The organism is Variovorax sp. FW301-JW7, assembly GCF_058788795.1.
The window spans coordinates 43,157-64,022 of the sequence record NZ_JBYTBC010000010.1 but is presented as its reverse complement, the minus strand read 5'-3'; the positions used below and the strand labels follow the sequence as shown (position 1 = coordinate 64,022).

Here is a 20,866-nt window from a genome sequence, read left to right as displayed (position 1 = left end):
TGCACAAATACCGCCCCGGCCAGAGGGCGGCGATGCGCGGCGGTGAGCGCCAAATCGTTACAAGCCCTGTTTCCGGCAGTTGCACACGCTTGCACGCTGCACGGTCCTGGGCCTGCATGTCGCAGGCGCACCAACTTGGGGAGAAGGAGAACAATGAGTCTGTCTTTGGTGCAAAGCCGCGCCTTGCTCGGCCTGGAGGCCGCCGCCGTCACGGTCGAGGTGCATCTGGCGAACGGCCTGCCGAGCTTCACCCTGGTGGGGCTGGCCGAGACGGAGGTCAAGGAGGCGCGCGAACGCGTGCGCTCGGCGATCCAGAACGCCGGGCTTGAATTTCCTACGAACAAGAAGATCGTCGTCAATCTCGCACCCGCCGACCTGCCGAAGGATTCGGGCCGCTTCGACCTGCCCATCGCCCTGGGCATCCTCGCGGCCAGCGGGCAGATCGAGAACGCCCGGCTGGCCGGCCACGAGTTCGCGGGCGAGCTGTCGCTGTCGGGCGAACTGCGCCCCGTGCGCGGCACGCTGGCGATGGCCCTGGCCCTGCACACACGCGGCGTGGCGACGCGGCTGGTGCTGTCCATGGACAGCGCCCGCGAGGCCGCGCTGGTGCCCGGCGGGGAGGTCTACGGCGCCCGGCACCTGCTGGACGTGGTGCGCCAGTTCCTGAGCGACCGCGACGCCGCCGCATCCGCGCCCGAGGGCCCCGACGACGGCTGGACCCGCGTGCTCCCCGCGACCGGCGATGCCGCGCCGCACTACGCCGACCTGGCCGACGTCAAGGGCCACGCCAGCGCCAAGCGCGCGCTGGAGGTGGCCGCCGCCGGCGGCCACAGCCTGTTGATGGTGGGCGAACCGGGTTCGGGCAAGTCCATGCTCGCGCAGCGCTTTGCCGGCCTGCTGCCGCCGATGGGCATCGACGAGGCACTCGAAAGCGCCGCCATCGCCAGCCTGGGCGGGCGCTTCGCCACCGGACGCTGGATGTGCCGGCCGACAGCGGCGCCGCACCACACGGCCAGCGCGGTGGCGCTGGTCGGCGGCGGCTCGCCGCCCCGGCCCGGCGAGATCTCGCAGGCGCACCACGGCGTGCTCTTTCTCGACGAATTCCCCGAATTCGCGCGCGCCGCGCTGGAGGCGTTGCGCGAACCGTTGGAGACCGGCACGATCACCATCGCGCGGGCCGCGCGGCGCGCGGAATTTCCGGCGCGCTTCCAATTGGTCGCGGCGATGAACCCCTGCCCCTGCGGCTACCTCGGAACGACCACGGCCAAGGCCTGCCGCTGCACGCCCGACCAGATCCTGCGCTACCAGGGCAAGCTCAGCGGCCCGCTGCTGGACCGCATCGACCTGCACATCGAGGTGCCCGCTGTGCCCGCGCAGCTGCTGCTCGATGCACCGCCCGGCGAATCGACCGCCAACATCCGCACCCGCGTGATCACCGCACGCGAACGCGCGATGCGGCGCCAGGGCACGCCCAACCAATCGCTGCAGGGCAGCGCCATCGACACGCATGCTGCGCTCGACACGCCGGCGCGGCAGTTCATGTTCAACGCCGCGAACAAGCTCGGCTGGTCGGCGCGCAGCACGCACCGCGTGCTGAAGGTGGCGCGCACGGTCGCCGACCTGGCGGGCGCGGACACGGTGGAGGTCGCGCACGTGGCCGAAGCCGTGCAGTACCGGCGGGCGCTGCGCAGCGGCGCGTAGACAGCGCCACGCGCCCCGGCGGGCTACAGCAGGCCGCGTCCGGCCAGGTTGCGCATCAGCGCCCCGATGCCGTAGCGCCAGCGCGGCGCCTGGTCGGCATGGACCACGCGGTTGTTCAAAGCACCCAGCTCGGGGGCCGCGATGCGCACGTGGTCGCCCACGACGTGCGTGAACCCTTGCCCGGGGCCATGGCGGTCTTGCGTCGGCGCGAACATCGTGCCCAGGAACAGCATGAAGCCGTCGGGGTAGGCGTGGTGGCGGTTGAGTGTCTGCGCCACGAGGTCGAGCGGATCGCGGCTGATCTTCGACAGCGAGCTCGAACCTTCGAGCGTGAAGCCTTCGGGGCCCGTCACGTTCAGCGCGACCGTGATGCGCCGCACATCGGCGATGCCGAAGTGCGCATCGAACAGGCGGATGAACGGGCCGATGGCGCACGAGGCGTTGTTGTCCTTGGCCTTGCCCAGCAGCAGCGCGCTGCGGCCTTCGAAGTCGCGCAGGTTGACGTCGTTGCCCAGCGCGGCGCCGAGCGTTTCGCCGCGGCTGTTCACCGCGAGCACGACTTCGGGCTCGGGGTTGTTCCAGGCCGAGTCCGCGTGGATGCCCACGTCGGCGCCGGTGCCCACGGCCGCAAGCACCGGGGCCTTGGTGAAGACCTCGGCGTCGGGGCCGATGCCCACTTCGAGGTACTGCGACCACATGCCTTGCGCGATGAGCACGTCCTTCACCTTCATGGCTTCGGGCGAGCCCGGCACGATGTCGGCGAGGTTGTCGCCGAGCACATCGCCGATGGCCGCGCGCGTGGCTTCGGCGCGCGAGGCATCGCCACGTGCCTGCTCTTCGATCACGCGTTCGAGCAGGCTCGCGACGAAGGTCACGCCGCTGGCCTTCACGACCTGCAGGTCGCAGGGGGCGAGCAGCCAGGCCTGGTGGCTGTCGCGCGTGCTTTCGTCGCTGTTGGCAAGCACGGCATCGAGCGCGGCGATGCGCGGTGCGGTGCCCGCTTGCAATGCAGCGCGCACGGCTTCGGCCGGCGAGCCCTGGCCTTCGAGCAGGTCGCTCATGGTGGGCGCGAGCTTTGACAGGTCGTGCAGGCCATCGCCCTGCACGGCCACCAGCACCGGGCCCACGCCGGGTTGCCAGAGGCGACCGACAAGGGTGGCGCGCTCGGCGTCGCGGGGCAGGCTGGAAGCGGTCGAAAGGTCCAAAAGCATGGCGTGGTGTCTCCGTGAATAAGGTCTGCGCGCCATCGTAGCCGCGCCTCGGGAACCGCCGTGTGTCAGTGGCCCGGCGTGGCCCGCACGCGCGCCACGTCGGTGGGCAGGTTCGTCCACGGCGCTTCCTGCGGCGCGAAACGTGCGCGCATGTAGCCGGCGAGGTCGGCGATCTGGCGGTCGTCGAGCGCTTCGCGGAACGCGGGCATGAAGCCGATGTCGCGGTGCGCGGGCGCGCGCACGCCATCGAGGATGGTGCGCAGCAGGTTGTCGGGCCGTGTGCTCGTGAGGCTGCTGTTGAGTGCGAGCGGCGTGTTCACGCCCAGCAGCGTGGGGCCGTCGCCGTCGTGGTGGCACGAGGCACACGCGCTGTCGAACATGCGCTGCGCGGGGCCGAGCAGCTGGCCCTGCGTGCGCGCGGCGTTGTCGATGGCCTGCTGCGCGAGCGTCTGCGGTTGCGCAGCCGGCGCGGGGTTGAACGACCCAAGGTAGACGGCCATCGCGCGCACGTCAGCGTCGGGCACCTGCGCGAGTTCGCGCACCACCTCGGCCATCGGGCCGCCCGCGATGCCGTGGCGCGGCGAGTGGCCGTGGCGCAGGTAACGGTACAGCGCGTCGGTGTCCCACGGCACGGCGGCCTTCGACAGCTGCGTGAGCGCGGGCGCCTCCCAGCCATCGACCATCGCGCCCGAAAGGAACGCGCTGCCGCCCTGCTCCGCGCCGAGCGCGTTGCGCGGCGTGTGGCAGGCGCCGCAATGGCCCAGGCCGTTGACGAGGTAGGCGCCGCGGTTCCATTCGGCGCTTTGCGTGGGCACGGGCGGCAGTGGCGCGGGGTCGTGGAACAGCGCGTTCCATCCGGCCATCAGCGGGCGCAGGTTGAACGGGAACTTGAGTTCGGACTTGGGCGTTGCCGCGCGCACCGCCGGCATCGCCATGAAGTACGCGTAGAGCGCCTGCAGGTCGTCGTCGCTGGTCTTCGCGAAGGCGGTGTAGGGGAACGCGGGGTACAGGTGGTGGCCGTCGCGCGAGACGCCTTCGCGCATCGCGCGCTGGAAGGCGCTGAACGACCAGCGGCCCAGGCCCGTCTCGGCGTCGGGCGTGAGGTTGGTGGTGTAGAGCGTGCCGAAGGGCGTCTCCATCGCGCGGCCACCGGCGTTGGGTGCGCCGCCCGGCGCGGTGTGGCACACGGCGCAGTCGCCGAGCGCGGCGAGCACACGGCCGCGTTCGATGGTGGACTCGCTGTAGACCGGTGCGCTGAGCGACACCGGCGCGATGGCCGCGCGCCAGCCGAGCAGGCCGGCGATGACGCCCAGGCCGCCGATGAAAAGGGCGGCACCGGTGGCCCACACGCCCTTGCGCCGGGGCCAAAGAGCATTGCTCCTTCCCCTTCTGGGGGAAGGTTGGGATGGGGGCACGGCAGCGTCACCACTCGAGCGCCGCATGCCCCCGCCCCCGCCCTCTCCTGGAGGGGGAGGGAGAAACTCCCGATTCAGTTCCGCCAGCACCGTCTCCGGCGTGAACGGCGGCGACCTGAACCGAACGCCGGTCGCATCGAAGATCGCATTCGCGATCGCCGCCGTCCCCGGCACCGACGACGACTCTCCCGCGCCCAGCGACGGCTCGCCGGGACGCGGCATGTGCATCACCTCGATCACCGGCACGTCGCGGAAATTGAGGATCGGGTAGCTGCCCCACTCGCGGCTTGCGACCACGCCCGAAGGCAGCACGCCCGGCAACTGCGCGCCGCCCGTTGCGGCGCCCTGCTGCGGCGCGAACTGCACCTGCTCCTTGAGTGCGCGGCTCGTGGTCTGGATCACGTTGCCGTGCACCTGGTGTTCGACCCCCGCCGGGTTGACCAGCAGCCCCGCGTCGTGCCCCACCACCACGCGGCGCACATGCACCTCGCCGGTCTTCTGGTTGACCTCGACATCGGCCACCCACGCGGCCCACGCCGCGCCGAAGCCCGGCCACTTGCTGTGGATGTAGCGCGCGTACGCGAAGCCCTGGCCGAAGAGGATGTCGCCGCCTTCGCCGAGCCCGCCGTCGGCGTTCTCCTGCGGCCCGGTGCGCATGCGCCAGCCGGCCTTCTGCGCAGTGGCCTGCACGAGTTCGATCGCGCGCGGGTCGTCCAGGTGCCGCAGGCGGAACTGCACGGGGTCGACGCCGGCGGCCGTCGCCAGCTCGTCGATGTACGACTCGTGTGCGAACGAACTCGGCAGCGCCGACACACCGCGCAGCCACGAGGCGCGCACGATCGGCGCCATGTCGTTGACCTTCACGCGCAGGTTGTCGTAGCTGTACGGCGGTCGCGCGGTGCGGTCGCCCATCTCGTAGGCCTGCGCCACGGGCTCGACCGTGCGCGTGAGCAGCAGCGCCAGCGTGGGCGCGCCGTTCGATGGGTACGAGGTTTCGAAGTCGTAGGCGGCGACGCGGCCGTCGGCCATGAGCCCGCCGTCGATCTCCATGAGCTGCGCGGCGCCCTTGGGCTCCCACGCATGCTCCTGCTCGCGCGAGAGCTGCACGCGCACCGGCGCGCCCACGGCGCGCGCGAGCAGCGCGGCATCGGCCGCCACGTCGTCGGCGCCGTTGCGGCCGTAGCAGCCCGCAGCCTCCATGCGCACCACGTCGACCTGCACGTCGTCCACGCCCATGAGCTTGGCGAGATCGGCGCGCAGCACGTGCGGATTCTGCGACCCGGCCCAGCAGCGCAGCTGCATGCCGCTGCCGTCGGCCGGTTGCCACTCGGCCAGCGCGCACGAGGGGCCGATGGACGCATGCATCTGGTAGGGCCACACGTAGGTGCGCTGCATCGGCTGCGCGGCGGCGGCCATGGCGCCGTCGACGTCGCCTTCGTCGACCAGCAGGCGCTGCGTCGAGGGGTTGTCGCGCAGGGCCTGCGCCACGTCGCGCAGGTCGGGCATGCCGGGCCAGGGCTTCCAGGTCACGCGCAGCTCGCGCATCGCCTGCTCGGCGTGCTCTTCGCGCTCGGCCACGATGCCGACGAAGTCGCGCACCACGACCACGGCGCGGATGCCGGGGATATGGGCGATCGACGACTCGTCGACCGCTTCGAGCGTGTTGCCGATGAACTCGCCGTGGTCCGCGCCCGCATACGGCGGGCGCACCACGCGCCCGTGCAGCATGCCGGGCACGCGCATGTCGTGCACGAACACGAGGTCGCCCGCGAGCTTGGCCGGGATGTCGACGCGCGCCTGGCGCGTGCCGACGAGGCGGTAGTCGGCCGGGTCCTTGGGGGTGGCGTCGAGGTCCAGCCGCAGCACGGTGCGCTGGTGCGCCACGAGGTCCGCGTAGTTGATGTGCCGGTCCGGCGCCTCGGCCACGCGCACCACGCCGTTGCGCACCTGCAGCGCATCGACGGCCACGCCCAGCCGTTCGGCCGCGCGCGCCAGCAGCCACGCGCGTGCCTGCGCCGCGGCCAGCCGCAGCGGCTGCGCGTGGATCTGGATCGACGCGCTCGCGATGGTCGCGCCCTGGTTGGGCGCGCGCGCGGTGTCGCCGAGCATCATGCGCACGCAGGGCATGCCGAGGTCGAGCTCCTCGGCCACGATCTGCGCCAGCGCGGTCTGGATGCCGGTGCCCAGGTCGACGTGGCCATTGAGCGCGGAGACGCTGCCGTCGTCCCACAGCGCGAGCAGCACCTCGTCGCCTTCGCTGGGGTGGCTGGCGATAAAGGCGGGCTGGCCCTTGGCGGGCGGCGGCGGGGGCGGCGCCTCGCGCACCACCAGCAGCACGCCATCGGCGGCCAGGAACTCCGCGCGCATCTGCGGCAGGTCGGCGCGGCGCGTCATGCGGCGGTGGCGTCCGGCGGGGCCGCGTGCAGGCGCACGGCGGCACGCTGCACGGCGTCGAGGATCTCGATGTGCGTGCCGCAGCGGCACAGGTTGCCCGAGAGCTCGCTGCGGATGCGGGCCTCGCTCGCGTTGGGATCACGCGCGAGCAGTGCCGCCACCTGCATCACCATGCCGTTGAGGCAGTAGCCGCACTGCGCGGCCTGTGCATCTTCAAAAGCGGCCTGCACCGGATGCCAGCGCCCGCGCATGCCCAGGCCTTCGAGCGTGGTGATGCTGCGCCCTGCCACGCCGTGCGCGGGGATCACGCAGGACCGCGCGGCCACGCCGTCGACATGCACCGTGCAGGCGCCGCACTGCCCGAGCCCGCAGCCGTACTTGGGCCCGTTGAGCCCGAGGTCGTTGCGCAGCAGGTGCAGCAGCGTGGCTTCGCGCGGCACGTCGGCGAGCGCGTGCGCCCGGCCGTTGACCTGCAGGTGCAGCGGCTCAGCGCCGCAACTGGCCGTCACGGGTGTACATCTCCAGGTCCACGAAGGTCGAGCCGTTGTGGTTCTTCGCGCTGTAGTCGATGGGGAAGTCGCCGAAGCGCGTACTGCCGATGCTCTCGAGCCCGGCGATGAAGCTGTCGCGCGTGAGCGCCTTGCCCGCGCGGCGCAGGCCCTCGGCCATCACGCGCGCGACGATGTAGCCCTCCAGCGCGGTGTAGCTGTCGATCCTCTGGCCGAACTCGGCGCGGTCGCGCTGGTAGTCGGCCACGATGGGCACGCGCTGCGCACCGGGCGGCGGCACGATGCTGGCCGTGACCAGCCCGGCGAGCTTGCCTTCGAGCCGCTTGGCCGAACCCGCCGCGTCGGTGATGCCGACCGACAGCGTGTACAGCGGCGCGGCCGCGCCGCTCGCGCGGTAGTCGCGGATGAAGACCTCGGTCATGCGCCCGGCCATGATCATCACGACGGCGCCGGGGCGGCCCTCGGCGAGCCCGCCGATCACCTGCTTGGCGTCTTCGGCCGCGATGGCCATGGGCAGCGTCTGCACCACCTTCACCTTGTATTCGGCGGCCAGCTGCTCGCAGGTGGCGAGATTCGACTTGCCGAAGGCGCTGTCCTGGTAGACCACGGCGATCGACTGGATGCCCAGCGTCGAGAGGTGGCTGATGATCTTGCGCAGCTCCAGGTCGTAGCCCGCGCGCACGTGGAACAGGTAGCGGTTGGTCTTGGTGCGAAACGACGTGGTTCCCACCAGCGGCGCGAACATCGGCACGCCGGCCTTCTCGGCCAGCGGCATGGCGGCCGCGAGGTTGCCCGTGGCGACGTAGCCGGTGAGCGCGAAGACCTTGTCCTCGTCGATCAGCTTGGCCGTGTTGACGGCCGTCTTCGCGGGCTCGTAGGCGTCGTCGTAGGTGACGAGTTCGATCTTGCGGCCGTGGATGCCGCCCGACTTGTTGACGCGGTCGAAGTACAGCTGGATGCCCGCGCGGTAGTCGACGCCGAAGTCTTTCGCCGGGCCGCTGAACACGGCCGACTGGCCGATGCGGATGGTGCTGTCCGTCACGCCGTTGTCCGCGCGCGCCGGCCGCAGCAGGCCGGGGCCGAGGGCCAGGGCCGCGCCGCCCGCCACCAGGGTGCGCCTTGAAATCGAAAGCTTCATGCGTCGTCTGTCTCTGTGTTGTTGTCGTCGGAAGGGTGTTGCCGCGGCGGCGCCGCGGACTTCGGGGTCGTCAGCCGGCCTGGATGTCGCCGGACTGGATGCGCTTGACGCCCTTGGCCGTCATCTGCTTCCAGGCGGCGGCCAGCGAGCCGTTGAGGTCGATGCCGCGCGTGGCGTCTTCGATCACGTAGGCCTCGAAGCCGGCCTTGCGCGCGTCCATCGCGGTCCAGGCCACGCAGAAGTCGGTGGCCAGGCCGGTGACGAACACGGTCTTGATCCCGCGCGCCTTGAGGTAGCCGGCCAGGCCGGTGGCCGTCTTGTGGTCGGCCTCCTCGAAGGCGGAGTAGCTGTCCATGTCCTTGTGGAAGCCCTTGCGGATGATGAGCTGCGCGGTCGGCACCTTCAGCTCCTTGCCGAGCGCCGCGTCGTCGGTGCCCTGCACGCAGTGGTCGGGCCACAGCACCTGCGTGCCGTAGTTGAGCTTGGTGGTCTCGAAGGGCTTCTTGCCGCTGTAGGTGCTGGCGAACGAGGCGTGGCCCGCCGTGTGCCAGTCCTGCGTGACGACGATGTTCTGGAACGCGGGCGCCAGCGCGTTGATGACCGGAATCACCTCGTTGCCACCCTTCACCGCGAGCGTGCCGCCGTCCAGAAAACAGTTCTGCACGTCGACCACGATCAGCGCGGCCTTGCCACCGGGCTTGATCTTGCCGGCCGCGAAAGCGGAGAGGCCGAAACTGCCGAGGCTGCCGACGAGCCCCAGGGCAGCGGCGGACTTCAAGACGGTTCTGCGATGCATGGTGTGGACTCCGGTGGTTGAGGAAAGGAAACGGTCAGACGCTGAGGTAGGCCCTGCGCACTTCTTCGTTCGCGGCCAGTTCGGCCATCGTCGCGTGATAGCGGATCTGCCCCTTCTCGAGCACGTAGGCGCGGTCGGAGACCAGCTCGGCGAAGTGCATGTTCTGCTCCGACAGCAGGATGCTCACGCCCTGCGCCTTGAGCTCGAGGATCATGTTGGCCATCTGCTCGACGATGACCGGGGCCACGCCCTCGGAGGGTTCGTCGAGCAGCACGAGATACGGGTTGCCCATCAGCGTGCGCGCCACGGTGAGCATCTGCTGCTCGCCGCCGCTCATGCGGCCACCGGGGCGGTTCGGCATCTCGCCAAGGTTGGGGAACAGCTGGAACAGGCGCTCGGGCGTCCACAGCGGCGCGGCCGTGCCGTCGGCCCACTGGCGCGCGGGCTGCTTGCCGACCTCGAGGTTTTCCATCACCGTGAGGTCGGTGAACACGCGCCGGTCTTCGGGCACGAAGCCCAGGCCCAGGCGCGCCGCGTGGTGCGGCTCGCTTTTCGAAATGTCGTGGCCCAGGAAGCGCACGGCGCCGCGGCGCTTGGTGAGCATGCCGATCAGCGTCTTGAGCGTGGTCGACTTGCCCGCGCCGTTGCGGCCCATGAGCGCGACGACTTCGCCGCGCCGCACTTCGAGGTCGACGTCGTAAAGAATCTGCGCGGCGCCGTACCAGGCGCACAGCGACTTGGCTTGCAGAAGCGGTTCGTGCGTGCTCATGCGGTAACTCCCAGCGCTGCGGCTTTCTCTGCGATCTTCTCGAAGGTCTTGCCGCTGCCGAAGTACACCTCCTGCACCTTCGGGTGGTCGCGAATTTCGAGCGGCTTGCCCTGCGCGATGAGGCGCCCGCGCGCCAGCACGATCATGCGATCGGCGTACGCGAACACCACGTCCATGCTGTGCTCGGTGAAGAGCACGGCCATGCCGCGCTGGATGACGAGGTCCTTGGTGAGCGCCATGAGCGAGTTGCGCTCCTGGGGCGCCATGCCGGCGGTGGGCTCGTCCATGAGCAGCAGCTTGGGCGAGTTGGCCATGGCAATGGCGAGTTCGACGCGCTTCACGTCGCCGTAAGCCAGCACGCTGCAGGGCCGGTCGGCCTGCGCCTTCATGCCGACCTGGTCGAGCAGCGCCAGCGCTTCGTCGCGCTTGTGGTCGGCTGCGCGGCGCCACATCGAGAACAGCTTGTGGTCGTGCGAGAGCAAGGCCATCTGCACGTTCTCGACCACGGTGAGCGAGGCAAAGGTTTCGGCGATCTGGAAGGTGCGGCCCACGCCCTTGCGCCAGATCTCGCGCGGCTTGCGGCCCACCAGTTCGTGGCCGTCGAGCGTGATCGAGCCCTGGTCGGCCTTGAGCTGGCCGTTGACCATGTTGAAGGTGGTCGACTTGCCGGCGCCGTTGGGGCCGATGAGCGCGAGCAGTTCGCCGGGCGGCAGCTCGAAGCTGATGCCGTCCACGGCCTTCACGCCGCCGAAGGATTTGCCGAGGTTGGTGACTTTGAGGAGGCTCATGCCTTCACCTCCTTGAGCTTGGCGTCTGCTTCATCATGCTTCGGTGCGCGCCAGCGATCGACGAGCTGTTTGATCGAGCCTGCAATGCCCTGCGGGAACAAGAGCACCAGGATCAGGATGATGGCGCCGAGCATCGCGCGCCAGTAGTCGGTGTTGCGTGCCACGGTGTCGTGCAGCCAGGTGAAGGTGACGGCGCCGACCACGGGGCCCGCGAGCGTCTGGATGCCGCCCAGCAGCACCATCACGAGGCCGTCGACCGACTTGCCGACCGACAGGCTCTCGGGCGAGATGCTGCCCTTGGAGAACGCGTAGAGCGCGCCGGCCAGGCCCGCCACGGTGCCGGCGATGACGAAGGCCGCCCACTGCATGCGCTTGACGTCGATGCCGATGGCGTCGGCGCGCAAGACCGAGTCGCGGCCCGCGCGCAGCGCATAGCCGAAGGGCGAGAACAGCACGCGGCGCAGCCACCACACGCCCGCGCCCACGAGCACCAGCGTGAGCCAGTAGTACACCTGCTTGTTCGACAGCCACTCCGAGGGCCACACGCCGGTCAGGCCGTTGCTGCCGCCCGTGAAGCTGTCCCACTGGTAGGTGACGGCCCAGGTGATCTGCGCGAAGGCCAGCGTGAGCATCGCCAGGTACACGCCCGACAGCCGCACGGCGAACCAGCCGTAGACGAAGGCGCCGAGCGCGGCCACCAGCGGCGCGACCACGAGGGCCAGCTCCATCGGCAGGTGCAGCGCGCGCACCAGCAGCGCCGCGCCGTAGGCCCCGAGGCCGAAGTAGGCGGCGTGGCCGAAGGAATGCATGCCGGCCGGGCCCATGATGAAGTGCAGGCTGGTGGCGAACAGCGCGGCGATCAGCAGGTCGATCATCAGCACCGTGGTGTAGGGCGAGCCGGCCGTCAGCAGCGGCAGCGCGGCCAGCACCAGCGCGAGCCCGGCGGCGGCCACGATGTAGGCGGTGCTGGGGCGGCGCAGCGGTTCTTCCTGCATGCCGACGTAGCGGCTCGGCGCCTGCGGCCGGCCGAACAGGCCCCAGGGTCGCCACACCAGCACGATGGCCATCACGAGGAAGTCGACCATCAGCGTGAGCTTGGAGAACGACACGTCGATGCCGAAGATCTGCACCACGCCCAGCCAGATGCACACGGCCTTGATCTCGGCGATGAGCAGCGCGGCCACGTAGGCGCCGGGCAGCGAGCCCATGCCGCCGACCACGACCACGACGAAGGCGGCGCCGATGGTGTTCAGGTCCATCTCGAGCGTGGCGGGTTCGCGTGGCAATTGCAGTGCGCCGCCCAGGCCCGCGAGCAGCGCGCCGAGCGCGAACACGGCGGTGAAGAGCCAGGCCTGGTTGACGCCCAGCGCGCTGACCATCTCGCGGTCTTGCGTGGCGGCGCGCACCAGCGTGCCGAAGCGCGTGCGCGTGAGCAGCAGCCACACGAGGCCGAGCACCAGCGGGCCGACGACGATCAGGAAGAGGTCGTAGGAAGGAAACTGGCGCCCGAGGATTTCGACCGAGCCCTTCAGGCCCGGCGCACGCGGGCCGAGCAGTTCGTCAGGACCCCAGAGCCACAGCACCGCGTCCTTGATGACCAGCACCAGCGCGAAGGTGGCCAAGAGCTGGAACAGCTCGGGCGCCTTGTAGATGCGGCGCAGCAGCAGCACCTCGATGAGCGCGCCCAGCACGCCCACCGCGAGCGCGGCGATCAACAGCGCAGGCCAGAAGCCCACGCTCGGGCCGAGCTTCTCGACCAGCGTGTACGCGGTGTAGATGCCCACCATGAAAAAAGATCCATGGGCGAAGTTGACGATGCGCGTCACGCCGAAGATCAACGAGAGGCCGGCCGCCACCAGAAACAGCGAAGACGCGCCGGCCAACCCGTTGAGCAACTGAACAACGAAGCCTGAAAAGCTCATGAAAGACCCTGAGGAAACTGGAGACACCGCGCCCCCGTCGTCATCGACCGACGGCAGGCGCGTTGCAGGAGCCGCGCGTGGTCAGTCCGCGGGGCGCATCTTCTTCACTTCGTCGTCCGTCGGCTGGAACTTGGCACCGTCGAGGTACACGTAGTCGACCATCACGCCCTTGCCGCCGTCGTTCTTGGTCTTGCCGACGTACGCGCCCATGGTGGACTGGTTGTCCTGGGCGCGGTAGCTGATCTTGCCGAAGGGCGTGTCGACCTGCAGGCCCTTGAAGGCGGCCACGAGCTTCTCGGTGTCGGTGCTACCGGCCTTCTTCACGCCGGCCGCGATCGAGTAGATGGCGCTGTAGCCCACCACCGAACCCAGGCGCGGGTAGTCCTTGAACTTGGCCTGGTAGGCGTCGTTGAAGGCCTTGTGCTCAGCGGTCTTCACGCCGTACCAGGGATAACCGGTGACGACCCAGCCGTTGGGCGCCTCGTCCTTCAGCGGGTCGAGGTACTCGGGCTCGCCGGTCAGCACGCTCACCACTTCACGGTCCTTGAACAGGCCGCGCGTGTTGCCTTCGCGCACGAACTTGGACAGGTCGGCGCCGAACAGCACGTTGAAGATGGCCTCGGGCTTGGCATCGGCCAGGGCCTGCACCACGCTGCCCGCATCGACCTTGCCCAGCGGCGGTGCCTGCTCGGCGACGAACTCGACGTCGGGCTGGATCGCCTTGAGCAGCGTCTTGAAGGTGGCGACCGACGACTGGCCGTACTCGTAGTTGGGGTACACGATGGCCCAGCGCTTCTTCTTGAGCTTGGCGGCCTCGGGCACCAGCATCGCGACCTGCATGTAGGTCGAGGGGCGCAGGCGGTAGGTGTACTTGTTGCCGTTGCTCCAGACGATCTTGTCGGTGAGCGGCTCGGCGGCCAGATAGAAGAACTTCTTCTGCTTGGCGAAGTCGGTCAGCGCCAGGCCGGTGTTCGACAGGAAGGCCCCGGCCAGCACGTCGACCTTCTCGCGCGAGATGAGTTCCTCGGCCACGCGCACGGCGTCGCCGGGGTTGGCGTTGTCGTCGCGGCTGATGAGCTCCAGCTTCTTGCCGTTGACGCCGCCCTTGGCGTTGATCTCGTCGACCGCCAGTTCCATGCCCTTCTTGTAGGGCTCGAGAAAGGCGGGCTGCGCCTTGTAGCTGTTGATTTCGCCGATCTTGATCACGCCCTGCGCATGCGCGGGGACGAGGGCGGTGGCCAGCGTGACGACGGAAGCGGCGCAGAAGGCAAGGCGCAATGGATTCATCGGGAAGCTCCTAGAAGTTCGAACAGAAAACACGATGCGGGTGACGATGCAATGACAGGTCAGCGAAGACCGTCTTCGCCCTTGATTTCACTGACCTGCAGGCCGCCGATGCGCGGCAGCGGGCGGCCGCTGTCGGTGACGGCCACGGCCACGACGATCTCGTTGGCGCGCGGCGCGTCGCTCACGCGGGCCTCGACGGCGTCGAAGTGGCTGCGCACGAAGGCGGCGTCTTTATGGCCCAGCGGCACGTCGATGGCGGTGCCCAGCGTGCCCTGCTTCTTGGCCGAAGGCACGAGCGCCGCGCCCTTCTCCACCGCCACGCGCAGCGGCGCGCCCAGCTTGGGATGCAGGATGGCGGCGGCATGCTCCAGCTCGCCGCGCTCGCCGACGATGGCGGCCTTGCCGTAGCTCTGCGCCTGGCCGGGTTCGATGCCCAGCGCCTTCACGGCCTTCTGGCCCAGCAGCGCGCCGAGCTCTTCGCCGATGGCGATGAGTTCGTCGAGGTTCTCGCTGTAGCGGCCGGCGTAGGGGTTCTCGATGACGGCGATGGCGACGGCGCGGCGCGTGGGCGGCGTCACGTCCTGCCCCATTTCCTTGCGGGTTTCGTCCACTTGAATGACGAGCTTGCGGATGTTGGCGGTCATGTCTGTGTGTTCCTTGTTGTCTTGTCTCTTGTCTTGTGCGGTCAGCGCAGGCCGTCCCACTTGCTGATGTCCTTGGCGAGCAGGCCGCCGACGCGCGCATGCACGCGGTAGCCGGTGCTCATCGCGAGGATGAAGACGATCTCGTCGGCCATCGGCGCGCCGGGCACGCGCACCTCGATGGCGTCGAACTGGCCGCGCACGTAGCTGGCGTTGATGTTGGTGAGCGGCACGTCGAGCGCGGCGCCGGGCGGGCCGACCTTCTTGGTCGAGGGCACGATCGACAGCGCGTTGCCGGGCTGGCCGGTTTTCTCTTCGGCCTTGCCCGCGGTGTAGGCGGCGCGGCTGCCCTTCCAGCCGAGCAGCTCGCGCATCGCGTAGCCGCCGGGCACGTGCCACAGCGCGCCGTGCTCCAGCTCGCCGGCGGCGCCGACGATGGCGCCCTTGCCGTAGGTGGCGATCTGCTCGAGCGGCACGTCCATGGCGGCGTGCAGCTGGTGCGCCATGTCGACGCCCACGGGGTCGAGCAGCGCCATCATCGGCAGGATGTCGGGCTCGTAGCGGCCCGCGAAAGGATTGGCCAGCACCGCGCCGATGGCACCGCGCACCAGCGGGGTTTCGGCACGCGGTCCGAACTCGTGGTGGATGTGCTCGACATGGGTGAAGACGCGACGGATTTCGATCATGAAAAAGAACCTTGCTTTTCGTTAAGCAAATACTGAACCAACTGCTTCGGGCAGCGCGATGTCCAGCGACTTCGAGCATAAGGGTTCCACCCGCCGCCACTGCCCCTGGCAAACGAGCAGAACGGCCCACACGAGCCCCCTTTTCTGCAACGCGCGGGCGCACGCCGCGCCCGCATCGAGTGCATGGTGCACCTGCGCGGGCGCCAGCGGCGGCACGTCGACGGTGACGAGGGTGTCGCCGAGGTCGCTGTCGTCCTTGCAGGCGCTGGCGGGCAGGCGCTGGATGGCGGCGTCGGCCACGTCGACGGCGTTGGCAATCACGGTGGCGGCGGCGTCGGCCTGCGCCGCGGTGGCGGCCAACACCGTCACGCTGTCGGCGATGCCCAGCGAGAAACTGCGCCCGCGCCAGCCGCTGGTGGCGACACCGCGCACGGGCTGGTCGGCGTGCAGTTCGAACTGGCCGTCGGTGGTCAGCATGCCGCTGTCGCGCCAGTCGAAGCGCGCGAGGTCGGCGAACAGGCCCACGCGCGCCGTGTGGCCGGGCGCGAGGTGCAGTGCGATGTCGCCGCCGTTGTTGATCCAGGCCCGCTCGATGCCGGGCCGGTCGTAGAAGGCGATGAGTTCCTGCGCCACGCTGCCGGCCACGGCCGCCATCGGCGTGAGGAACAGCGGCGAGAACGCATCGCAGGCGTCCCACATGCGCCGCGCCACCACGCCGCGCGGGCGCTGCCGTGCGGCCACGGGCAGGCGCAGCTGCGGCAGCTCGCGCACGAGTTCGTCGAGCACATGGCCGAAGCGCGCCCAGGCCGCGTCGTGCGCGGCGGCGACGGCGTAGGGGTCGCCGTGCGCTTCGGCCACGATGTCGATCGGGCCGTGGTTGAAATGCCAGCGGCCCGCGTCGAGCGCCGTGCGTTGGGCGGACATGGTGTCAGCCCAGCATGGGGGCATGGCCGAGCGGCCACGGGTTGGCATCGTCGATGACGAGCCATTGGCGCGCCAGCGGTGCGCCGTCTTCCTGCCACGCACCGCGCGCAAGCGCCTGCTCGAGCGGGAAGATGTGTTCGACGTGCCCGCCGAGCGCCTCGTAGTCGTCGCGCCGCATGCTGAACTCGATGGGCGCGACGATGGCCGGCGTGGGCACGGTGCCGAAGCTGTTGTCGGGCATGCGCATGACGTCGACCATCACGGTGATGCCGCCGCCGGGCCACACATAGGCCGGCGCGCCGCCGCAGGTGACATTGACCAGCGCGCGCTTGATGGCGCGCGTGAGCAGCACCGGGTTCTCGGTGACGCCCGCGCGCAGGCTGCCGCCGGCGCCGCCGAGGAACAGCACGGTGCACAGCGAAGGCTCGCAGTTCTCGCCGATGCGATCGACGATGCGGCGCACCTCGGGCGGCATGGGCTGCTCGATGGGCTTCAGTGCGTCGTCGAGCACGTACCACTGCGCGTGCTCGCCGGTGGTGGAGGTCATGAGCAGGCGCAGGCCGGGGCGGGCCACGCCCTCTTCCCAGCCTTCGATGATCGCGAGCGGGTCGGCGATGTCGGTGCCGCCCCAGCCGTTGCCGGGATTCGCGACCTGGAAGTAGCGCCCCGGCGTGGACTTGCGCCCCAGCATCTGGATGCCCGAGGGCGTCATGTCGAGGCAGCGGCCGGCCTGGTGTTCGGTGAGCACGCCGGTGATGTGGTCGTCGACCACCACCACCTCGTCGGCCACGCCGGCGAACTGGCGCGCGAAGATGCCCACGGCCGCCGAGCCGCAGCCCACGCGCATGCGCTGCTCTTCCACGCCGTTGACGATGGGCGCCTTGCCGGCCTGGATGACGAGGCTGGCGCCGCCGTCGATGGTGCATTCGACCGCCTGCTTGTTGCCCAGCAGCTGCATGAGCTCGGCCGTCATGCGGCCCTCTTTCTTGCTGCCGCCCGTGAGGTGGTGCACGCCGCCCAGCGACAGCATCTGCGAGCCGTACTCGGCCGTGGTGACATGGCCCACGACCTCGCCCTTGTAACGCACGTTGGCCTGCTCGGCGCCCAGGAAGCGGTCGGTGTCGATCTTCACCTTGAAGCTGCAGTAGCTGAAGATGCCTTCGGTGACGACGGTGACCATGTCGACGCCCTGGGCTTTGGAAGCCACGATGAAGGGTGCGGGTTTGTAGTCGGGATACGTGGTGGACGAGCCCACGCCGGTGACGAAGACCTCGTCGGCGTGCAGCAGGTCGCCGTTCCAGTCGGGCGTCGCGTCCGCTTCGGCCGCGTCGGCGCCGGGCCGGTCGAAGGGCACGAGCGCCGGCTGCTCGCTGGCGAGCGTGCGGCGCAGCAGCACCACCGGGTCGACGCGCACCAGCACGCCCTGGCGGTTGGCGTAACGGTCGCAGGCGCCGGTGCGGCCGTCGGAGATCTGGCACAGCACCGGGCAGGCGTTGCACTCGACCTTGGCGGTGCTCATCTTCTCGTTGCGCGGCGGCGCCTTGCCGAAGGCGGCGCCGCCGGCCTGCGCGACCAGGGGCATGTCGATGCCGGGCAGTCCGTCTGTCTTGGTGTGTTCAGTCATCGGGGCGATCTCGTGGTGTGGTGCTGTCGGAGCGGGTCTTCAGGCCCCGGAGGTTTGCAACAAACGTGCCGTGCAGGTGCTTGTGCGGCGGCTTTCGTTTGTGTAGCATCCCCTACACTTTCATGTTGCGTTCACTACATCAAAGGTCAATGTAGCAAACAGGCCCGATGCTTGCAATGGTGTTTTCTCGCGGTGTTCATCGGGGTTTTTCCGACCAACGACAATGCAGGGTTGCTAGCCGGCCGATGGCGGACGCCCCAAAGGCGTGCATTTCGGCTCAGCCACCCTTTTCTGTCTTCAACCAACACTTGAGTTCCGTATGAGTGCATTCAGCGAAGAACGCGTCCTGAGCGTCCACCACTGGACCGACCGCCTGTTCACCTTCACCACCACGCGCGACCCGGCGCTGCGCTTCTCGAACGGTCATTTCACGATGATCGGCCTGAAGGTCAACAACAAGCCCCTGCTGCGCGCCTACAGCATCGTGAGCCCGAACTACGAGGAGCACCTCGAGTTCCTGAGCATCAAGGTGGAAGACGGCCCGCTCACCTCGAAGCTGCAGCACATCCAGGTGGGCGACACCGTGATCGTGGGCCGCAAGCCCACCGGCACGCTGCTCATCGACTACACGCTGCCGGCCAAGCGCCTGTACCTGTTCGGCACGGGCACCGGCCTGGCGCCGTTCATGAGCATCATCCGCGACCCCGACACCTACGAGAAGTTCGAGCAGGTCATCCTGGTGCACGGCGTGCGCCAGGTCGACGAGCTGGCCTACCACGACCTCGTGACCGATCACCTGCCCAAGCACGAGATCCTGGGCGAGATGATCGCCAAGCAGCTGCTGTACTACCCCACGGTCACGCGCGAGGAGTTCCGCAACCAGGGCCGCGTCACCGACCTGATCGAGAGCAACAAGCTCACCGACGACCTGGGCCTGCCCCCGCTCAACGTCGAGGAAGACCGCGTGATGCTGTGCGGCAGCCCCGGCCTGCTGGTCGACCTGAAGCACATCCTGGAAAAGCGCGGCTTCAAGGAAGGCAACACGAGCACGCCAGGCGACTTCGTGGTCGAACGCGCCTTCGCCGAGAAGTAAGACCCGACACACAGGCGCTGCGCGCACGATGGCCGACTCCCGCTCCGTCAGCAAGCCCAAGCCCCAGCGCCGCACCGGCGTGCGCGAGGCCGCGGCCCAGGCCACGCGCGACAGCATCCTCAAGGCGGCGACCAAGGTGTTCGCCAAGTACGGCTACGACGGCGGCAGCGTGGAGAAGATCTCCAAGGCCGCCAAGTCGTACGACCGGATGATCTACTACTACTTCGGCAGCAAAGAGGGCCTGTTCATCGCGGTGCTCGAAGGCATCTACCAGCGCATGGACGATGCCGAGGCCGCCATTGCGCTCGATGCCTCGCGGCCCGTGGAAGCGCTCACCGAAGTCATCCGCTTCGTGCTCGGTTACTACCGCAAGAACCCCGAGTTCGTCACGCTGCTGAACACCGAGAACCTGCACAAGGGCCGGCACATCTCGAAGTCGCTGCGGGCGCGCGAGTACTCGTCGCGGGCGGTGGCCATCATTTCGGAAATCCTTGCCAGCGGCGCGGCCCAGGGCCTGTTCCGCACCGACCTCGTGGCGCGCGACATCTACCTGCTGATCGCGTCCACCGGCTATTTCTACACCTCGAACCGGCACACGCTCACGGCCTTCCTCGGCGAGCCGATGGAGTCGCCGGAAGCCGTCGCGCACTGGGAAGATTTCGTCATCGAGACCCTGCTGCGCACCGTGCGCGCGGACGAGGCATCGGACAACAGAACCCCTTCCCCACCCCACGACGAGGACACAACGAAATGGCAGAAATCGCAGCCGGCGCAAAGTCGGGCAAGGTCGTCATCAAGAACATAGGGCTGCTGCTCTCGGGCGACATCGACAAGCCCATCCTCGACGCCGACACCCTGGTGGTGAACGACGGCCTGATCGTGGCGGTCGGCAAGGAGAAAGACTGCGACCTCGAAGGCGCCGTCACCGTCATCGACGCGAAGAAGACCTGCGTCGCACCCGGCCTCATCGACAGCCATGTGCACCCGGTGTTCGGCGACTGGACGCCGCGCCAGGGCCAGATCGGCTGGATCGACTCCACCATGCACGGCGGCGTGACCACCATGATCTCGGCCGGCGAGGTGCACCTGCCCGGCCGCCCGAAGGACATCGTCGGCCTGAAGGCGCTGGCCATCACCGCGCAGCGCGCCTTCGACAATTTCCGCCCCGGCGGCGTGAAGGTGCTGGCCGGCGCGCCGGTGATCGAAAAGGGCATGGTCGAGAGCGACTTCAAGGAACTCGCCGAAGCCGGCGTGGGCCTGCTGGGCGAAGTGGGCCTGGGCTCGGTGAAGGCCGGCTACGAGGCCAAGGAAATGGTGGCCTGGGCGCGCAAGTACGGCATCCAGAGCACGATCCACACGGGCGGCCCGTCGATCCCCGGCTCGGGCCTGATCGACAAGGACGTGGTGCTCGAAGCCGACGCCGACATCATCGGCCACATCAACGGCGGCCACACCTCGCTGCCCGAGGCGCATGTGTGCGAGCTGTGCGAGAAAAGCTCGCGCGCCATCGAGATCGTGCACAACGGCAACGAGAAGGTCGCCATCGCGGCGGCCAAGGCCGCCCTCGAACTGAAGTGCCCGCACCGCGTGATCCTCGGCACCGACGGGCCCGCGGGCTCGGGCGTGCAGCCGCTGGGCATCCTGCGCATGGTGGCGATGCTGTCGTCCATCGCGAACATCCCGGCCGAGCTGGTGTTCTGCTTCGCGACCGGCAACACCGCGAAGATCCGCAAGCTCAACTGCGGGCTGATCGAGGTGGGCCGCGACGCCGACTTCGTGTTCATGGACCGCGCCCAGCATTCGCCCGCGCCGGGCCTGCTCGAAAGCGTGCAGCTGGGCGACATCCCGGGCGTGGGCATGGTGATGATCGACGGCATCGTGCGCTGCGGCCGCAGCCGCAACACGCCGCCGGCCACCGAGATCCCGGTGGTGGTGTCGGGCGGGCACTGAGCGCGCTTGAACGCGCCC

At 69.3% G+C, this 20,866-nt stretch carries 17 protein-coding genes; 4 read left to right on the top strand and 13 right to left on the bottom strand.

Annotated elements, in window-relative coordinates; genetic code table 11:
- Nucleotides 1-153 precede the first annotated feature (153 nt).
- Nucleotides 154-1,701, top strand: a complete 1,548-nt coding sequence (locus AC3WQM_RS24545; protein WP_492682379.1) for a YifB family Mg chelatase-like AAA ATPase — start codon at nucleotides 154-156, stop codon at nucleotides 1,699-1,701.
- Nucleotides 1,702-1,724: 23 nt separating this feature from the next.
- Here the strand turns inward: AC3WQM_RS24545 and AC3WQM_RS24540 are convergent, their stop codons facing one another.
- The 13 genes from AC3WQM_RS24540 to AC3WQM_RS24480 all read right to left on the bottom strand — a co-directional run bounded on the left by AC3WQM_RS24540 (nucleotide 1,725) and on the right by AC3WQM_RS24480 (nucleotide 17,805).
- A complete protein-coding gene (locus tag AC3WQM_RS24540) occupies nucleotides 1,725-2,912 on the bottom strand; it encodes a fumarylacetoacetate hydrolase family protein (protein WP_492682377.1) in 1,188 nt (395 codons plus the stop codon).
- A gap of 65 nt (nucleotides 2,913-2,977) precedes the next feature.
- Complete coding sequence (locus AC3WQM_RS24535) at nucleotides 2,978-6,721, bottom strand: molybdopterin cofactor-binding domain-containing protein (protein ID WP_492682375.1); 3,744 nt, start codon at nucleotides 6,719-6,721, stop codon at nucleotides 2,978-2,980.
- Nucleotides 6,718-7,230, bottom strand: a complete 513-nt coding sequence (locus AC3WQM_RS24530) for a (2Fe-2S)-binding protein (RefSeq protein WP_492682373.1) — start codon at nucleotides 7,228-7,230, stop codon at nucleotides 6,718-6,720. Before AC3WQM_RS24530 ends, AC3WQM_RS24535 begins: the two co-directional genes overlap by 4 nt.
- Complete coding sequence (locus AC3WQM_RS24525; protein ID WP_492682371.1) at nucleotides 7,208-8,368, bottom strand: ABC transporter substrate-binding protein; 1,161 nt, start codon at nucleotides 8,366-8,368, stop codon at nucleotides 7,208-7,210. Before AC3WQM_RS24525 ends, AC3WQM_RS24530 begins: the two co-directional genes overlap by 23 nt.
- 70 nt (nucleotides 8,369-8,438) lie before the next feature.
- Entirely contained in the window at nucleotides 8,439-9,164 is a 726-nt protein-coding gene (gene pncA, locus AC3WQM_RS24520; protein ID WP_095949848.1) for a bifunctional nicotinamidase/pyrazinamidase, read from the bottom strand.
- A 34-nt stretch (nucleotides 9,165-9,198) separates the two neighbouring features.
- Nucleotides 9,199-9,933 carry an ABC transporter ATP-binding protein gene (locus AC3WQM_RS24515; protein WP_492682369.1) on the bottom strand — a complete coding sequence of 245 codons (735 nt, stop codon included), beginning with the start codon at nucleotides 9,931-9,933 and terminating at the stop codon, nucleotides 9,199-9,201.
- A complete protein-coding gene (locus tag AC3WQM_RS24510) occupies nucleotides 9,930-10,721 on the bottom strand; it encodes an ABC transporter ATP-binding protein (RefSeq protein ID WP_095949850.1) in 792 nt (263 codons plus the stop codon). Before AC3WQM_RS24510 ends, AC3WQM_RS24515 begins: the two co-directional genes overlap by 4 nt.
- Nucleotides 10,718-12,643, bottom strand: coding sequence for an ABC transporter permease (locus tag AC3WQM_RS24505; RefSeq protein ID WP_307589730.1), 1,926 nt, complete (start codon nucleotides 12,641-12,643; stop codon nucleotides 10,718-10,720). The genes AC3WQM_RS24510 and AC3WQM_RS24505 overlap by 4 nt, the downstream gene beginning before the upstream one ends.
- A gap of 81 nt (nucleotides 12,644-12,724) precedes the next feature.
- Entirely contained in the window at nucleotides 12,725-13,930 is a 1,206-nt protein-coding gene (locus AC3WQM_RS24500; RefSeq protein WP_492682367.1) for an ABC transporter substrate-binding protein, read from the bottom strand.
- Nucleotides 13,931-13,989: 59 nt separating this feature from the next.
- Nucleotides 13,990-14,574, bottom strand: a complete 585-nt coding sequence (locus AC3WQM_RS24495; RefSeq protein WP_130426486.1) for an amino acid synthesis family protein — start codon at nucleotides 14,572-14,574, stop codon at nucleotides 13,990-13,992.
- A 41-nt stretch (nucleotides 14,575-14,615) separates the two neighbouring features.
- Nucleotides 14,616-15,257: an amino acid synthesis family protein gene (locus tag AC3WQM_RS24490; protein ID WP_492682365.1), complete on the bottom strand. Its 642-nt coding sequence runs from the start codon at nucleotides 15,255-15,257 to the stop codon at nucleotides 14,616-14,618.
- 21 nt (nucleotides 15,258-15,278) lie between these two features.
- Complete coding sequence (locus AC3WQM_RS24485) at nucleotides 15,279-16,181, bottom strand: UPF0280 family protein (protein WP_492682363.1); 903 nt, start codon at nucleotides 16,179-16,181, stop codon at nucleotides 15,279-15,281.
- A gap of 4 nt (nucleotides 16,182-16,185) precedes the next feature.
- Nucleotides 16,186-17,805: a 6-hydroxynicotinate reductase gene (locus AC3WQM_RS24480; RefSeq protein ID WP_492682361.1), complete on the bottom strand. Its 1,620-nt coding sequence runs from the start codon at nucleotides 17,803-17,805 to the stop codon at nucleotides 16,186-16,188.
- A gap of 319 nt (nucleotides 17,806-18,124) precedes the next feature.
- Here AC3WQM_RS24480 and AC3WQM_RS24475 point away from each other — a divergent pair, with 319 nt between their 5' ends.
- Genes AC3WQM_RS24475 through AC3WQM_RS24465 form a run of 3 tightly spaced genes read left to right on the top strand, consistent with a single transcriptional unit; the run spans nucleotide 18,125 to nucleotide 20,848 of the window.
- Nucleotides 18,125-18,898, top strand: coding sequence for a ferredoxin--NADP reductase (locus tag AC3WQM_RS24475; protein WP_062473986.1), 774 nt, complete (start codon nucleotides 18,125-18,127; stop codon nucleotides 18,896-18,898).
- 28 nt (nucleotides 18,899-18,926) lie between these two features.
- Nucleotides 18,927-19,703 (top strand): TetR/AcrR family transcriptional regulator, encoded by a 777-nt coding sequence (locus AC3WQM_RS24470; RefSeq protein WP_492682359.1) that lies wholly within the window; start codon nucleotides 18,927-18,929, stop codon nucleotides 19,701-19,703.
- Complete coding sequence (locus AC3WQM_RS24465) at nucleotides 19,649-20,848, top strand: amidohydrolase family protein (RefSeq protein WP_492682357.1); 1,200 nt, start codon at nucleotides 19,649-19,651, stop codon at nucleotides 20,846-20,848. The genes AC3WQM_RS24470 and AC3WQM_RS24465 overlap by 55 nt, the downstream gene beginning before the upstream one ends.
- Nucleotides 20,849-20,866: the final 18 nt, after the last annotated feature.

Bases quoted from the DNA above. Each gene is read 5' to 3' on its own strand.
- AC3WQM_RS24485 (WP_492682363.1), bottom strand. From the start codon at position 16,181: ATGTCCGCCCAACGCACGGCGCTCGACGCGGGCCGCTGGCATTTCAAC.
- AC3WQM_RS24470 (WP_492682359.1), top strand. From the start codon at position 18,927: ATGGCCGACTCCCGCTCCGTCAGCAAGCCCAAGCCCCAGCGCCGCACC.
- AC3WQM_RS24525 (WP_492682371.1), bottom strand. From the start codon at position 8,368: ATGAAGCTTTCGATTTCAAGGCGCACCCTGGTGGCGGGCGGCGCGGCC.
- AC3WQM_RS24545 (WP_492682379.1), top strand. From the start codon at position 154: ATGAGTCTGTCTTTGGTGCAAAGCCGCGCCTTGCTCGGCCTGGAGGCC.
- pncA (WP_095949848.1), bottom strand. From the start codon at position 9,164: ATGCATCGCAGAACCGTCTTGAAGTCCGCCGCTGCCCTGGGGCTCGTC.
- AC3WQM_RS24535 (WP_492682375.1), bottom strand. From the start codon at position 6,721: ATGACGCGCCGCGCCGACCTGCCGCAGATGCGCGCGGAGTTCCTGGCC.
- AC3WQM_RS24495 (WP_130426486.1), bottom strand. From the start codon at position 14,574: ATGACCGCCAACATCCGCAAGCTCGTCATTCAAGTGGACGAAACCCGC.
- AC3WQM_RS24475 (WP_062473986.1), top strand. From the start codon at position 18,125: ATGAGTGCATTCAGCGAAGAACGCGTCCTGAGCGTCCACCACTGGACC.
- AC3WQM_RS24505 (WP_307589730.1), bottom strand. From the start codon at position 12,643: ATGAGCTTTTCAGGCTTCGTTGTTCAGTTGCTCAACGGGTTGGCCGGC.
- AC3WQM_RS24465 (WP_492682357.1), top strand. From the start codon at position 19,649: ATGGCAGAAATCGCAGCCGGCGCAAAGTCGGGCAAGGTCGTCATCAAG.
- AC3WQM_RS24490 (WP_492682365.1), bottom strand. From the start codon at position 15,257: ATGATCGAAATCCGTCGCGTCTTCACCCATGTCGAGCACATCCACCAC.
- AC3WQM_RS24500 (WP_492682367.1), bottom strand. From the start codon at position 13,930: ATGAATCCATTGCGCCTTGCCTTCTGCGCCGCTTCCGTCGTCACGCTG.
- AC3WQM_RS24480 (WP_492682361.1), bottom strand. From the start codon at position 17,805: ATGACTGAACACACCAAGACAGACGGACTGCCCGGCATCGACATGCCC.
- AC3WQM_RS24540 (WP_492682377.1), bottom strand. From the start codon at position 2,912: ATGCTTTTGGACCTTTCGACCGCTTCCAGCCTGCCCCGCGACGCCGAG.
- AC3WQM_RS24510 (WP_095949850.1), bottom strand. From the start codon at position 10,721: ATGAGCCTCCTCAAAGTCACCAACCTCGGCAAATCCTTCGGCGGCGTG.
- AC3WQM_RS24515 (WP_492682369.1), bottom strand. From the start codon at position 9,933: ATGAGCACGCACGAACCGCTTCTGCAAGCCAAGTCGCTGTGCGCCTGG.